Source organism: Cohnella rhizosphaerae (assembly GCF_029525575.1).
GTDB classification, from domain to species: domain Bacteria; phylum Bacillota; class Bacilli; order Paenibacillales; family Paenibacillaceae; genus Cohnella; species Cohnella rhizosphaerae.
The window spans coordinates 1,678,546-1,692,765 of record NZ_JAPDIA010000008.1; the positions used below are offsets into that span (position 1 = coordinate 1,678,546).

Annotated in this window: 10 protein-coding genes; 1 reads left to right on the forward strand and 9 read right to left on the reverse strand. The window is 63.6% G+C overall.

What is annotated here, in order from left to right; genetic code table 11:
* Window positions 1-8: 8 nt before the first annotated feature.
* Complete coding sequence (locus tag OMP40_RS31530; RefSeq protein WP_277537180.1) at window positions 9-839, reverse strand: amidohydrolase family protein; 831 nt, start codon at window positions 837-839, stop codon at window positions 9-11.
* 144 nt (window positions 840-983) lie between these two features.
* Here OMP40_RS31530 and OMP40_RS31535 point away from each other — a divergent pair, with 144 nt between their 5' ends.
* On the forward strand, window positions 984-1,853 hold the full coding sequence (locus OMP40_RS31535) for an AraC family transcriptional regulator (RefSeq protein ID WP_277537182.1): 870 nt from the start codon (window positions 984-986) through the stop codon (window positions 1,851-1,853).
* Window positions 1,854-2,294: 441 nt separating this feature from the next.
* Here the strand turns inward: OMP40_RS31535 and OMP40_RS31540 are convergent, their stop codons facing one another.
* From OMP40_RS31540 to OMP40_RS31575, 8 genes are all read right to left on the reverse strand, one after another.
* Complete coding sequence (locus tag OMP40_RS31540) at window positions 2,295-3,035, reverse strand: beta-galactosidase small subunit (RefSeq protein WP_277537184.1); 741 nt, start codon at window positions 3,033-3,035, stop codon at window positions 2,295-2,297.
* Window positions 3,036-3,081: 46 nt separating this feature from the next.
* On the reverse strand, window positions 3,082-5,511 hold the full coding sequence (locus OMP40_RS31545; protein WP_277537185.1) for a glycoside hydrolase family 2 TIM barrel-domain containing protein: 2,430 nt from the start codon (window positions 5,509-5,511) through the stop codon (window positions 3,082-3,084).
* Window positions 5,492-6,982: a four-carbon acid sugar kinase family protein gene (locus OMP40_RS31550; RefSeq protein WP_277537187.1), complete on the reverse strand. Its 1,491-nt coding sequence runs from the start codon at window positions 6,980-6,982 to the stop codon at window positions 5,492-5,494. The genes OMP40_RS31545 and OMP40_RS31550 overlap by 20 nt, the downstream gene beginning before the upstream one ends.
* A 28-nt stretch (window positions 6,983-7,010) precedes the next feature.
* Window positions 7,011-8,984: a RuBisCO large subunit C-terminal-like domain-containing protein gene (locus OMP40_RS31555; RefSeq protein WP_277537189.1), complete on the reverse strand. Its 1,974-nt coding sequence runs from the start codon at window positions 8,982-8,984 to the stop codon at window positions 7,011-7,013.
* A 16-nt stretch (window positions 8,985-9,000) separates the two neighbouring features.
* Entirely contained in the window at window positions 9,001-10,662 is a 1,662-nt protein-coding gene (locus tag OMP40_RS31560) for a glycoside hydrolase family protein (RefSeq protein ID WP_277537190.1), read from the reverse strand.
* Between the two features lie 119 nt (window positions 10,663-10,781).
* Window positions 10,782-12,350 (reverse strand): response regulator transcription factor, encoded by a 1,569-nt coding sequence (locus tag OMP40_RS31565; RefSeq protein ID WP_277538152.1) that lies wholly within the window; start codon window positions 12,348-12,350, stop codon window positions 10,782-10,784.
* Window positions 12,250-13,272: a carbohydrate ABC transporter permease gene (locus tag OMP40_RS31570; protein WP_277537192.1), complete on the reverse strand. Its 1,023-nt coding sequence runs from the start codon at window positions 13,270-13,272 to the stop codon at window positions 12,250-12,252. The genes OMP40_RS31565 and OMP40_RS31570 overlap by 101 nt, the downstream gene beginning before the upstream one ends.
* Complete coding sequence (locus tag OMP40_RS31575; RefSeq protein ID WP_277537195.1) at window positions 13,272-14,141, reverse strand: carbohydrate ABC transporter permease; 870 nt, start codon at window positions 14,139-14,141, stop codon at window positions 13,272-13,274. Before OMP40_RS31575 ends, OMP40_RS31570 begins: the two co-directional genes overlap by 1 nt.
* Window positions 14,142-14,220: the final 79 nt, after the last annotated feature.

Here is a 14,220-nt window from a genome sequence, read left to right on the forward strand (position 1 = left end):
GTCCGACCTTACAGACGGTAAAATGCCTGCGCATTCCTTCCGTACAGCTTCTCCCGCTCCGCCGTTCCCCACGTGTCAGGCAAGGCGCGCTCCAGAACGTCGACCACCTCGTCGTACCCGGCCGCCAGCAAGCAGACCGGCCAATCGCTGCCGAACATGACCCGGTCCGGTCCAAAGCAGTCCAGCGCATGACGGACGTAGGGGATAAATTGCTCGGCTTTCCAATCCGCGTGATCGGCTTCGGTGACCATGCCCGACAGCTTGCAGTACAGGTTCGGATGCGAAGCCAACTGCGCGATCTGGCGATCCCAAGGCGTCATCAAGCCTTCGGCGATGCGCGGTTTGGCGATATGATCGATCACGCCGCGCAGCCCCGGCACCTGCTCGACGAGCTCGATCAGCGGCTCCAGCTGATCGGACTTCACGAGCAAATCGACGGCGGCGCCTCGTTGCGCATAGCTCCGCAGCGCTTCGATATAAGAAGGCGCGAGGATGACGCCCGCGTCGGGCATGTCCTGGATCATAAGACGGAATCCGACGAACTTCGGATGCCGGACGAATCGTTCGTAATGCTCGGCATGACGATCGTCCGCCAAGTCCAAATAGCCTACGACGCCTTTGATCGATTCGTCTCGTGCGGCGAGCGCCAGCAGGTAGTCCGTCTCCTCCGGCGTGGGCGCCGCTTGGACGACGACGGAGCCGTCCAGCCGGTGAGCGTCCAAGCGAGGCTTCAGGTCATCCGGCAAAAAGTCTTTATGCAAAACCGGAATGTCCGGCGTCAGCCAGCCATAATCGCCCCGGTCGATCTTCCAGTAATGCTGATGCGCGTCGATTCTCATCGGTATCTCCCTTTCGGCCGTGTTATGTAACCGTTCTCCATCCATTCTAGCATTCAAAATGAATTGTAAAATGGCCTCCGCTTGCAATTTTATATCCTTTTTTTGATATTTTGAAAAGAAATCGCGAGCGCAGGTGCCAATCGTATGAAGCCTATTTTCAAACCGTTCCCCGCTTCGCCGAGCTTCCCCTTTTCGTTCGTATACAGAGACACCAAGTCCCGGCAGCGCGAGCTCCCAGACCATCTGCACGACTGGTGCGAGATCGTGTACGTACACGGCGGCAAGGGAACGTTTTTTATCGATCGGACGTTCTATGACATGCAGGCGGGCAGCTTATACCTGATTCCGGCCAATACGATTCACCGCGCCTTCCCCGATGCGGAAGAGCCGGTTACGTCGACCGCTTTGTTTTTCGATGCGGCATTCGTCCAGACGCCTTCGTACGGCGAACCGTTCTCTTATGCGCAGTGCTTCGATTGGAGCCGACAGCGCAGGAGACATGAGATGAAGTGCAGCATTGCCTTGCAGGAGGCTTTGGAGCGTTGTTTGGCGGAGATTGACTATGAAATGCGGGGTTCGGAGATCGGGGCGCGACATGCCGTATCCTTGCTGGTACAACGCGTTGTGCTATCCGTTCATCGGGAGCTCGGGGTCGCCGGAGCAGGCGATGCCGACGCTCCGCCTGCGATCGGACCGCTCTGGATGCGGGAGACGCTGCTGTACATCGATGCGCATTATTCAAAAGAGATCGGACTGCGCGAGCTGAGCAGGCGGGCAGCCGTCAGTCCCGCGCACTTCAGCCGGGTGTTCAAGCAGATGACCGGCATGAACGTCACCGGCTTCATCGCCGCGAAGCGCATCGTCAAAGCGAAGGAAATGCTGCGCGAGACCGATCGCAGCGTCGCGCAGATCGCGGCCGAATGCGGCTTCGACAGTCTGCCCCACTTCCATCGGCTGTTCAAGCGCTTCTCCGGCGGGACGCCTGCGGCTTACCGGCGAGGTCCGCCGACTTGACGGGCGGCGGGCGCTGCAACGCAAGTAAAAGCGTCTGCGGCCTGGTGATCGCGCTCTGGCACGCAGCGGTCGGACCCGGGAACCCTTATTTTTGTTCCTCTCGCAATTTGCGACCCGCTTGCGGACCCAGGGGCCGCTATTGCGGGATGGACGGCCATTTTCAGCTTTGATCCGAATATATAACGCCCCTCCAGTCCGTCATCTCGCCATGAGGAACGTTTTTTTACGAAATAGCGCCTACTGAGTCCGGTGTCCGGTGTCCGGTGTCCTCCGCCTGAATCCGCCCGACCTTCATCCATCCGCTGCCCGCAACTCTCATTTGGGCCAACCCGCTAACCCTACGCCTATCGTCGCCTTAGGGCTGGCAAGGGAAACCTGTGGCAGAGCCAAGTAAAATAAGCCATGTCGGACGGGAAGTCCATCCGACATGGCTCGCACGTTCTATGCCTGCTTGGCAGACAAGACGACCGATAAAAATCTGCGTTCCGACGCGGGGAGCAAATACTTCTCCAGCGTCGGGGCATAGCCGCAGCTATGGTTGCCGAGTCCGCTCTGCGCGGCATCCAGCTTGAGGATCGTCTCCTGCAGCGGCGTCAGTTCGTGCCTGTGCTTCGCGCTCGCGAGATCCGAAGTCGCGTAATGGTGCGCGCCGAAGTTCATGAGTGCCCCGCCCGCAACGGCCTGGATCCCGAACCCGCCGGCGTCCTCGCAGCGGACCCAGCGAACGTCAGCCTTATTCCCGTTCTCCTGCGGTTTGATGTAAGGGACGTACTGTTCTTCAACCGAGCCGGCGTAAATACCGAGCTTGCCGCTCTCCTTCCGGTCGGCATAGCATTCGTGCGGTCCGCGCCCGAACCAGGTCAGCCGATCGAGCTCGCGCGGCAGGCGCAATTCGAGACCGAAGCGGGGAAGCGGCGGCAGGCCGGACCGCAGCGCCTCGAGCTTGGCTTCGACGAGCAGTTCGCCGGAGCCGCCCACCGTATAGTCCAGGCTTGCCAGGAAAGCCGTCCCCTGTCCCCGCGCGCCAAGCGCGAGCTCGGTTCGGAAGCGGATCGCGCCGCTTCCGTCCAGCCGTTCGATCTCGGCGCGGCGTACATCTTGCGTCAGGCGATCGTAGCCGGCTGCCAGCCACTCCTTTGCCAGGTGGACATCGTTGTCTACCGGCGCGCGCCACAGATTCACCGTCGGTCCGGACAGCAGCAGCTCTTTTCCGCCGTTTTGCCAGCTCCTAAGCTTCCCCCTGGGTCAGGTCGAAGATAAACGCGTCTTCCTTGCACCGAACGACGGCGAGGCGCGCGGCCGTCCCTTCGTCAATCGCGAACTGAAGCTCCGGCGGTTCCGGCGCGAGCGGCGATTCCGGTGCGACGGCGCTTACGCTGCCCAGCGGCAAATCCGACCAGGCGATCTCGAAGCCGCTTGCCGCCCAAGGCGTTCCTTCGCGCAGCAAAAAACGAATCCGCAGCCAATACTCGCCGGGCTCCTCCGGCAGCTCTGCCTTCGAAGGGAGGCCAATCGTCTCCCGCTGTCCGGGCTGCGTTCTGAGCAGGGGCAGCTGCCCGCTCTTCAACGACGCTCCCTCGCGATACAGCGTCCATTCGCCTTTCAAATGCGCCAGCGTCGAGAAATCGTATCGGTTTTCCAGGACGAGCGCTCCGGTACCTTCGTTCCAGGAGATGACTTTGACAGGCTCGATCGCCTTCTTGTATTCCAACAAGGACGCTTTGGGCGTTCGGTCCGGGAAAAGAAGCCCGTCCAGGCAAAACGGTCCGCTGTGCGGCTCGTCGCCGAAATCCCCGCCGTACAAGTAGACTTTGCCGGTGTTCTCTTGCGGCGCGCCCGCAGTCGAAAAGCCCGCTGTCGGATCGCTCCCCTTCCTCGCGGCCGCCGACGTTTCCGGAACTTCGATCGCCATGTCGGCCCATTCCCAGATCAGACCGCCGAGCAGGCGCGGATACGCATAGATCGCGTCCCAATATTCCTTCAGGTTGCCGGTCGAATTGCCCATCGCATGGCCGAACTCGCACATCAGGAACGGCCTCGGATCGTCCTTCTGCCCCTCCTCGACAATCGTCCCGACGGCCGGGTACATGCTGCTGACGATGTCGACGGCCGGCGCGTCGTAGGCGCGCTCGTAGTGAATCGGCCGCGTCCCGTCCCGCTGTCTGACCCATTCCGCCATCGCGTCATGGTTCGGACCGTAACCGGACTCGTTGCCAAGCGACCAGACGATGACGGACGGATGGTTTTTGTCGCGCTCGACGAGCCGTCTCGCCCGCTGCACGAATGCCTCTTTCCACGCAGGCTGCTTGGCCAGATAGCCCTCGTCGCCGACAAAATGAAAGCCGTGCGTCTCCAGATCCGCCTCGTCGATGACGTACAGGCCATATCGGTCGCACAGGTCAAGCCATCTCGGATCGTTCGGATAGTGGGACAGCCGGACCGCGTTGATATGATGCCGCTTCATGAGCAGGATGTCCTCGAGCATCGCTTCCTTCGTCGTCACGCAACCGAAGCGGGCGTCGAATTCGTTGCGGTTGACGCCTTTGACGACGATCGGCCGTCCGTTGACGAGCATGCGGCCGGCCTCGATCCGGATGTCCCGGAAGCCGACCGCGATCCGTTTGACCTCCGCGACGCGGCCGTCCCCGTCGATGACTTTCAGCAATAAAACGTACAGATTCGGCGCTTCGGCCGACCAGGGCTTCGCGGAAGCGACGGGCTTGCGAAGCACAAGCTCGCGGACTTCGCCCGGCAGCAGCGATGGCGCGAGCGGCCATTCCGCGGCAAGCGCCACGTTCCGCTCGGCGTCCGCGAGGAAGGCTTCGATCCGGCCGCCGCCGGACGGAGCGCGCGACAAATTCGAGATTTGGAGGGAAACGTCCAGCTCCGCCGTCTCTCCGTCCGGCAGCCAGCTCGTCTTGACGAAGGCGTCCAGCACCGTGACGGCCGGCAGCGCCAGCAGATAAACGTCGCGAAAAATGCCGCTGAGCCGCCATTTATCCTGGCTCTCCAGGTAGCTGCCGTCCGACCATTGATAGACGCGGACCGCCAGCACATTGAGGCCGGGACGGAGCGCGTCCGTCACGTCGAATTCGAACGTATTGTGGCTGCCCTGTCCGTAACCGAGCAAGCGTCCGTTCACCCATACGTGAAATGCCGAGTCGACGCCTTCGAACAGCAGGCGCACGTTTCTGTCCTTCCATCCATCGGGAACGACGAACGCGACGCGGTAACACCCGACCGGATTGTTCGCCGGCACCTGCGGCGGATCGATCGGAAACGGATACGGACAGCTTGAGTAATGCGGGATGCCGTAGCCGTGCATCTGCCAATTCGACGGGACCGGAAGCAGGTCCCAGCGCTCGTCCGCGAAGTCGGCCTGCTCGCTGCCTTCCGGCACGGCGGACGGCGATTCGCAATAGCGGAACCGCCAGGATCCGTTCAGCAGCCGGAAGTAGGGAGAACGCTCCCGTTCGCCCGCCAGCGCGTCGTCCGTCCCGCCGTAAGGAATGAGGTCGGCCCTCGAAGGCTGGGCGTTGCGCTCCAGCACCGCAAGGTTCGCCCAGTCGGGCGGGCCGGCGGCGGCCCGCTGCTCCGAACAACCGTTATTTTCCGACCTGGAGGGCTCGTACGTTCGGCTAAACATCGGTTCGCTCATCGGCCCATACGCCGCCTCTCCTTACGAGTTCAAAAAACCGCGTTCCCCCGACCTGGCCGCCTTTCAGCACCAGGTCGAGTCCGTCGAGCCGCGCATCGTCCGCATAAGCGCGGCACAGCGGCACGCCGGGCGCCAGCGTCTGGCGGCACTCGAGCGCATAAATGCCCAGCGCCCTCGCGACGTAGCCGGACGTATCGCCGCCCGCGACGAGAATGCGCGTTAGTCCCGTCTCGACGGTCAGCGCGCGGGCGAGTCCGCCGAGCGCCGCGCCGAGCAGCCGGCTGCTGTCCTCCGGCCTTAAACCTTGCGCCGTCAACGCCTGCCGCAGCTCGCCGATGCCCGGATCGTCCGGTCCGGCGGCCGAATACAAGATTACGCTGCGCCCCTCGTCAAGGAGCGCCTTCGCCTCCGCGAGCAGCCGCGTCCTCGCTTCCTCCGCCTGCTCGGGATGAACGAGCGCGACCGCCGGAATGCGGATGGACGCGAAACCGTCTTCTTCGGCTTCGGCGATCTGCTTGGCGGTCGCGGGCGAACAGCTGCCCGACACGACGAGCAGCCGATCGACCGGCTTCGCGGCGCCGAAGCCGGCTTGCCCCGCACCTTCTTCGACCGGACTGCCGTCACCGAGCTCGCTAGTCGCTTGTTCGACCATTTGCCGATTGACATCCGCCGCCTGCCATGCCGCCCCGAGCGCATACTCCACGCCCGACGAGCCGATCGCGAACAAAGGGCTCTCCCGCTGCATCGCCTCCTGCCAGATCAATTGCCCCGCGACGGCCAGCCGCCGCTCGTCGAGCACGTCGAACAGCAACAGATCGGGACCTTCGTCCGCGAGCAGTCGCTCAAGCCGTTCGCCAGCCTCCGCCGCGGCGCCGTCCAGCGCCACGATATCCATTAATCCCGCTTTTAAAGAAGTCTGCTTTGCCAGATGCAGGCGCAGGTCGGACTCGTCCATCGGCGTCGCGGGATGCCGCGACATCGTCGGATGGCGGTCCAGCCGAAAGACCCCCGCGCCCGGCGCCGCCGCGAAGTGATGGCCGAATACGGTATAGCGTCCGAGATAGGGCACGCCGGCAAGCACCGGAACGAAGCGCCCGCCGAAGACGGCCCGTCCAAGCTCCGCGGCTTTGCCGATGCTTCCCGTCTCGGGCGACGAATCGAACGTGGAGCAGATTTTATAATGAACGACGGCCGGACCGGCCTGCTTCAAGCGCTCGAAGATCGGCGGCAGCTCGCGCGCCATCTCTTCCGGCGACAGAGAGCGGCCGACGCCGGCGATGCCGAAGGCGTCGAGCCCGTCGAGCAGCCGGCTCCGCTCCTTGCCCGGCGCTGTCTCTTCGTCCGGCGGATCCAGGAAAAGCATCGTCCGCAGCCCCTGCCGGAACAGCGCCTCCAGTACGTCCGTCGATCCCGTAAAGTCGTCTCCGTAATAACCGATCAGGGGCCGCTTGGCGCGGCCCCCCTGCCTCATCGCTTCGATCCCGCATTTCCATGCAGCATCAACCCTTTCCGTATTTCTCGATCGCGCGGGCCAGCTCGGGATGGGTCGCCGCGTACGTCTCGAGCGGGATACCCGCCGCCGCCGCTTCCCAGCCTTGGCGCATGCTCGCGAAGCCGGCGGCGGGACCGTCCGGATGGGCGAGCATGCCGCCGCCCGCGAGGTGCATCACGTCCACGCTGCGAATGGCCGCGTACGTCGGCGGAGCCGAGCCCGCCCACTGCGCCGAAGAGACGACCGGCACGGTCTCGTAGCCGCCGAACAGCGGGGCCGCGCACGCCCCGATCGACCGCGCGACGGATTCGTTGCTCTCGTAGAACTTGCTGTTCAGCCCGTTCACGTGCAGATGGTCCGCCCCGGCCAGCCGGCACAGCTTCTGGAAGGCCGTGAATTCCATGCCGAGCCCGGGACTGCGGGTGAGCATGCCCCATTGATTGCGGTGCGCGTGGATCGGCACCTCGCTGTAGCCGTTCAGGTGCGCGAGTCCGGCGAAGCCGACGCTCATGACGCTCGCCATGACGCAGTTGCCGCCCGCTTCGACGACGACGTCGTGATGACGGCGCATCTCGTCGATGTCGCCGGTGATGTTGAACGCGTACATCGTCTTCTTGCCCGTCGCGTCCGCCGCGCGCTCGATCGCGTCCATGACCGCGCGGACCTTCTGCTCGAGCGGCAGATACGGCGGATTGGCGTTCAACTCGTCGTCCTTGATAAAATCGAGACCCGCCACGGCCAGCTCGTAGACGAGGCTGCCGAGCTCCTGGGCCGACAAGCCTACGCTCGGCTTGACGATCGAGCCCAGTATCGGCCGACCGTGCACGCCCGTCAGCCGGCGCGTCCCGGCGAGGCCGAACTTCGGCCCCGGGTAACGCGCGGCGAAGGCGTCGGGCAGCTCGATATCGAGCAGACGCAGGCCCGACAGCTCCTGCAGCTCGAACAGATTGCCCGCGATCGCGCTCATCAGGTTCGGAATCGACGGCCCGAAGTTGACGATCGGATACGAGACGGTGATCCTGCCGCGCCGGTAGCGTCCGTCGTGGCCGGCAGGCGGCTTCGCGCCGGGAAGCAGCGGCGCCGCGGCGTCCTCCAGCGGCACGATCTGCTCGATCCGCGCGCCGTGACGGTCCTTAAGCGCCAGGGTCTCTCCCGGCACGGCGGTGAAGGTGCCGGTCGATTGCTCGCCCGCGATGACCTCCGCCGCGCGGGCGAGCGTCCAGGGCGTCTCGACGAAGTACTCCGCGAAGACGCGCTCCGTGCCGGCGGCCGCCTGCTTGCCGTTCGCGCCGCCGCTCATCGCGCGTCCTCCCCCGGCGCGCGCGAGCCCTTCCAGCGTCTCGCGCACCTGCTCGACGCCAAGCCGCGGGCTGGACAGCACCGGCTTGCCCGTCGCTTCGGCCAGCTTCTGCTCCATCCGGGCCATCGAGCCCTGTGCGAGCACGATCGCGTCCGCATCGCCGGCCACCCGCTGCGCCGTTTCCAGAATGAGCCGGTCGTGATCCTCCGGACTGCCGCCGTTTAACGCCTCGAACGCGCCAGCGGCCAGGCCGTTCACCAGGGTGACGGCGCGCCCCGCCGCCGCAGCCTCCTTCTCGATCAGCCGCATCGTCGGCTCGAGCGTCGACGGAAGTGTCGCCAGCACCGCGATCCGGTCATAGCCGGCCGCCGCCTTCGCCGCCATCGCCTGGTCGATCTTGACGATCGGCACGCCGATCAGCTTGCGCGCGTCGTCCGCCACCTCGCCGACAGACGAGCAGGTGTTCAGAATGACGTCCGCCCCCAGCTCTTCGCCGTTGTGATAATATTGCACAAGCCTTCTGGCGACGCCCGGCGGCACGTGTCCTGCCTTCACGACGTCGCCGATCAGGCTGTCGTCGATGATATTGACCAGCCGGACGTCCGGCAGCAGCTCCTGGAATACCTTCTTCAGCGGGTCGGCCAAGCCTTGGCCCGTATATACGGCAACGACCGTTCTCATCGTCCGTCCCCCTCCCTCACCATACGAATTCGTTCTCGAGCCGGCGCAGCTCGCCCTCGCGCATCGGCGCCGCGTCGTACACCTTGCGTCCCGAATAGAACGGATGTCGCTGGCCGCTCGGCGTAATGCCGACGACGTCGTCGCCGCGCCATTCGGTCACGAACGTCTGGCCGATCGCCGTCTCCACCGTCGTGCGCCCGGACAGCGGGAACGTGATCGTGATCGTCTCCCCGGCGAACGCCTCGTTCAGCTGCAGGAACACTTCCTTCAGCCAGCGGCTCGGCTCCGAGCCGCGTCCTTCGGATACTGCGCCGTCCCGCTCCCGGACGATGCGCACCTTGGCGAAGCCCGCCCATTCCGGAATGCGAACCTGCAGCGCCGGCAGATCCTTGTTCACGCGAAGCACGACCTTGCCTTCGTGAGGCAAATGCGATTCGACGTCCAGCCAGGCCGAGCCGCGGTTCAGCAGGAAGTTGACGCTCACCTTGCCGTCCTTGTCGGCCGTCACCGTGTTGCTCCAGCCCATATACAGACCGCGCGTTCCCGAGCCCAGGCAGCAGATTTGCAGGTCGTTCGTATGCCCGCGCCCGTGGTTCACGTCGCAGCAGAAGTCGTTCGGCGCCGAATACCCCGCGAACGCGCCCCGCGTGCTGGACGCCACGTTCGTGTAGCTGATCCGTCCGGCGACATTGCCGGAGCGATCGTCCGTCTCCTTCACCCAGTCGAGGTCGAGCAGCTGCGACTCGGTCAGGTGGTTGCGGATGAAGCGCTCGACGACGCCCCAATACTTCGTATAGCCGCTTTTCGCGAGCGTGATGCCGGTGGCGATCAGGTCGACGAGCGAGCAGGTCTCGTGCTCGTAGGCCTGCTCCTTCATGTCGCCCGGCGTCCAGCCGAAGGCGGTGCATTGGGTGAGCGCCCAGGCATAGCTTTTCTCCACGAACGCGATCAGCGAGGCGTCCCCGGTGAAGGCGCCGAATCTCGCGATCGCGTCGAGCGTGCCGAGACGGGTATGGAAGTGGCCGCTGCGGTAGGCGAGCGCGTCGTTGAAGCTGCCGTCCTTGTTGAACACGCCGCTGCGCTCCACGATGAGCGCGACGAAAAACTGGCACAGCTCGAGCGCGTCGCGGTTCCCCGTGAGCTCGTGGTACTTCAGCAGCGGCATGACGAGCCGGCCGCAAAAAGCCGCAGGATCGGGCGCCAGGCGCAGCAGGATCGCGTTCGCGGACGGCCAGCCGCCCTCTTTGTACTCGGACGCCGGATAATACCAGACCTCGCGCTCCTTGATCGCGATCCGCTTCAGCGCGGCGACGTGGCGATCGGCCGCCTCCTTCACCTTGGCGTCTCCCGTCGCCATGTACCAGGTCGTCAGCGACAGGATGACCGCGCGCTGGTCGATCAGATTGGCGTTCGGCTCCCAGCCGAAGTTCGGGTTTTCCTGACGGTAACTGAGTCCGTCGTCTTTGAAGAAGGTCATGAAGTTGTCGCGGTAGCGCTGCTCCGTCTCCGCGCCGAACGTCTCTCCGGACATATGCCGCGCCAGAATCATCCCGTCGATCATGCGTCCGTGCGAGGAACCGAAGTCCCAGTCGCCGTGCGTCAGGTTGGCGGGATCGTTCATCAGGTTCGCCGCGAAAAACGGAATGCCGCCGTATTCCGGATCGGCCATGCCGGCCATCGCATTCAGCGCATGGCCGGCTCTCTCTCCAGCGTCAGGGTATCGGGTATGAGTCGTCGTGTCATAAGCAGGTTCGCTCCTTTTTTGGATCGCGTTATTTGTTCGCGTTATTTGATCCGTTATTTGTTCGCGAATTCGGACTGGCCCCGGTACTCCCCGATCGTTTTGCCCGTTTTCTTTTTGAAAATCTGGCTGAAGTACCGGTAATCCTCGTAGCCGACCATTTTCGCGATTTCGTAGTTTTTGTAAGCGGGAACCTTCATTAGCTCGATCGCTTTATGAATCCGGTAATCCGTCAGGTAATCGACGAACGTATGGCCCGTCGTCTTCTTGAACAGGCGGCTTAAGTAATCCGGGTTGACGAAACGCGTCTCGGCGATTTGCTGAAGCGAGAGCGGCTGTTCGAAGTGGGCTTCGACCAGTTTGACGATCTCTCCGACGAGACGTTCGCCCTGCTTGCTCCCCGCCTGGCTTCCGATCGACAGGATGGCGGGGATGATCTCCCGCACGAACAGCTCGCTTGCGGAGACGGGATCGTTGCGCTGCCGGAGCATCTCGGAGTAGGCAAGCGGCGTGCGGCCGCTGACCCGCTCGAGACTGGTGCCGGAATATTGCAGCTGCTTTTCGATCGAGTGGACGAGCAGCACGGCGTTCCGCTGCATCTGCTCGACCGTCGTCTCTGCCGTCGCGATGCGAGCGAATACCTGACCGAAAAGCTCGCTTGCCCCCTTCCCGCTTCCCATTTGAAGCGCGAAAAGGAAGGCTTTCTCCGCCTCGTGCGGATAGGAAGGCGTCGCCCTTGAAGCCGCCTCGCTCTCGCCCCCGAGCCGCACCGTCCCCGATTCGCCCAGCTTCCGCCCGCCCAGCGCGTCCCGCGCCGCTCGGCAAGCGTCCTGCAGCTGCCGGGGAAGCAGGCTGCGCGTTGCGCCGGCGCCCAGGCTGAACGTCGCGCCTGCCGCTTCGCTCAGGAAGCCGCGAAGCTCCGTCAGCACGCGGCCCAGCTCTGCGCCGAACGCGCGTCTCGCGCCGATCGCGCCGACGAACTCGGCGCGTCCTTCCGCGCCAGGCGTCAGCGCGAACGTCCAGTCGCCGCCCAGATGGAACGCCCGCGCCTGCTCCAGCCGTCCGCGCGTCGCCTCCGCCACCCTGGCCGCATCCGGCCGTTCCTCGCGATAGGCGTCCGGCTGGGCGACGAATACGACGCATTCGCCTTCCGCCCATCCGGCCGGCGGCGCCGCAGGCGCGTCGGCCGCAGTCTCGCCGCCTCCGCGCCGCGCCAGCGCTTCGCGCAGCCAGACGCCTTCCTTGTCGTTGCCGGCAGCGGAAGCGGCCGCGCGCTGCGCCTCCCGCCGCTCAAGCTCGGCGAGCGCCTTCTCCAGCACGGCGGCGAGCTCCTCCTTCTTCACCGGCTTCAGCAAATAATCGAACGCCCGGTGGCGAATCGCCTCCTGCGTATATTCGAAGTCGGAGTAGCCGCTGACGACGATCGTCAGCAGCTCCGGCAGCTCGGCGTGAAGCTTGCCGAGCAGCTGCTTGCCGTCGAGTCCCGGCATCCGCATGTCGAGGAACATCAAGGCGGGCTTCTCCTCAAGCGCAAGCTCGTAGGCGTCCTGGCCGTCCGCCGCTTCGCCCGCCAGCGTAAGACCGAAGCGTTCCCATGGGATAAGCTGAATGAGTCCGCGCCGTATCCATTTCTCGTCGTCGACCACGAGAACCTTGCGCATGCCGCCATCCCCTTTCGTCGATGCGTCGTGCCGACGTCCATCCGTCGTTTTTTCCGCCGGTATTCGTCAGCCCTTGACCGAGCCCGCCGTCAAACCGTCGATAATGTAGCGCTGCAGCAGCAAGTACACGAGCAGGATCGGGGGAGATGACGATCACCATGAAGGCGAATACGATGCCCCAGTTCGTGTTGTACAGCGAGACGAAGTTAAAAATCTGCAGGACGATCGTCCACTTGGTGCTGTCCGTCATGAGATAGAACGGCCCGAAGAAATCGTTCCACACCGATACCATGACGACGATCGTAACGGTGATGAGCACGGTGACGAGCAGCGGAAGGATAATTCGCCAGTACAGGCGGAAATACCCGCAGCCTTCCAGCAGCGCCGCTTCGTCGAGTTCCCGCGGGATCTGCTTCATGAAGCCGACGAGCAGAAACACCGCGAACGGCAGCAGCACGGCCGTGTAATACATAATGAGGCTGAAATAGGTGCCGCGGATGTGCAGCTCGCCCATCAGCCGGATCGTCGGCACGATCGACACCGGGACGATCAGCCCCATGATGAAGAGGAGATACGTCGATCTCATGAACCGGTCGTCCCGGCGCTGAATGACGAACGCCGCCATCGAAGCGAACAGCGTCACGCAGACGACGACGAGTCCCGAGATGAGGAAGCTGTTTTTGAAGCCTCTCATAATGTTCCCTTTATCGAAAACTTCCTTGTAGTTATCGAAGTTCCACGTTGACGGAAGTCCCATTCCGAACAGGGCGGATTCCCGGATTCCCTTGAAGGAGTTGACGAGGATCATATAGAACGGCACCAGAATGACCAGCGCGCCGAGGAAAACGATGGCGCTGACGAACGCTTTGCGGCCCGGATGCTCCATTACATCTCCACCTCCCGCTTCTTCAAGGCCGCCAGCACCGGCACGCCGACGACGGTCACGAGGACGAACAGCACTAGGTTGATCGCCGTCGAATAGCCCATTTGCCCCATGCTGAACGTACTGCGAATGTAAGTATAGAATACTTCCGTCGTGTAGCCGGGTCCGCCGTCCGTGAGCACCATGACCATCTCGAACACTTTCATCGAGCCGATGACGGACAGGAGGACGTTAACCGTGAACGAAGCGGCCAGCAGCGGAAAGACGATATGCCGGAACCGGCGCCAGTAGCTCGCCCCGTCGATCGAGGCGCTCTCGGTCAGATCCTTCGGAATGAACTGCAAGCCCGCCAGATAGACGACCATCGCGAAGCCGGCCACGCGCCAGATGTCCGTCGCGATTATGGAGAACAGCGCCCACTTCGGATCGTTCAGCCAGTCCTGGCCCAGCGCGCCGAGCCCGATCCAGCCGAGCGCCTCGTTGACGATGCCGTGCTCCGGATGGTAGATCGCGCGGAATACGTAGCCGATGACGATCGGGGCGATGACGTAAGGCATGAAAAAAATCGTGCGGAACAGGTTGCGCATGCGGATCGCTTCGTTCATGAGCAGCGCGAGCCCGAGGCCCACCGCATTTTGAAGCAGCGTGACCGCGGCGGCGAAGATCAGTGTATTGGACAAGGCTTTCCCGAGTCTCGGTTCCCCGAACAGCGCCTTGTAATTGTCGAATCCGATAAACGAAATCGAGTCGGCGTTGACGTTCCAGTCGGTGAAGCTGTAGTAGACGCCGATCAGGGTCGGCGCGATGAAGAACAGCAGAAATACGAACAAGGCGGGAAAGGAAAAATAAAGCGGGTATTTTCTTCTCTCCATGGGTCTCCTCCTTGGCTCCCGGCGGCCGCCCGGGGCATTCGCCCCCGGCATTTTACTGTTTTGCCGGAGGCGGGGGGAC

Coding starts and splice junctions, on each gene's coding strand:
- OMP40_RS31555 (WP_277537189.1), bottom strand. CDS start 8,984: ATGAGAACGGTCGTTGCCGTATATACGGGCCAAGGCTTGGCCGACCCG.
- OMP40_RS31535 (WP_277537182.1), top strand. CDS start 984: ATGAAGCCTATTTTCAAACCGTTCCCCGCTTCGCCGAGCTTCCCCTTT.
- OMP40_RS31560 (WP_277537190.1), bottom strand. CDS start 10,662: ATGGCCGGCATGGCCGATCCGGAATACGGCGGCATTCCGTTTTTCGCG.
- OMP40_RS31550 (WP_277537187.1), bottom strand. CDS start 6,982: ATGAGGCAGGGGGGCCGCGCCAAGCGGCCCCTGATCGGTTATTACGGA.
- OMP40_RS31570 (WP_277537192.1), bottom strand. CDS start 13,272: ATGGAGCATCCGGGCCGCAAAGCGTTCGTCAGCGCCATCGTTTTCCTC.
- OMP40_RS31530 (WP_277537180.1), bottom strand. CDS start 839: ATGAGAATCGACGCGCATCAGCATTACTGGAAGATCGACCGGGGCGAT.
- OMP40_RS31545 (WP_277537185.1), bottom strand. CDS start 5,511: ATGAGCGAACCGATGTTTAGCCGAACGTACGAGCCCTCCAGGTCGGAA.
- OMP40_RS31575 (WP_277537195.1), bottom strand. CDS start 14,141: ATGGAGAGAAGAAAATACCCGCTTTATTTTTCCTTTCCCGCCTTGTTC.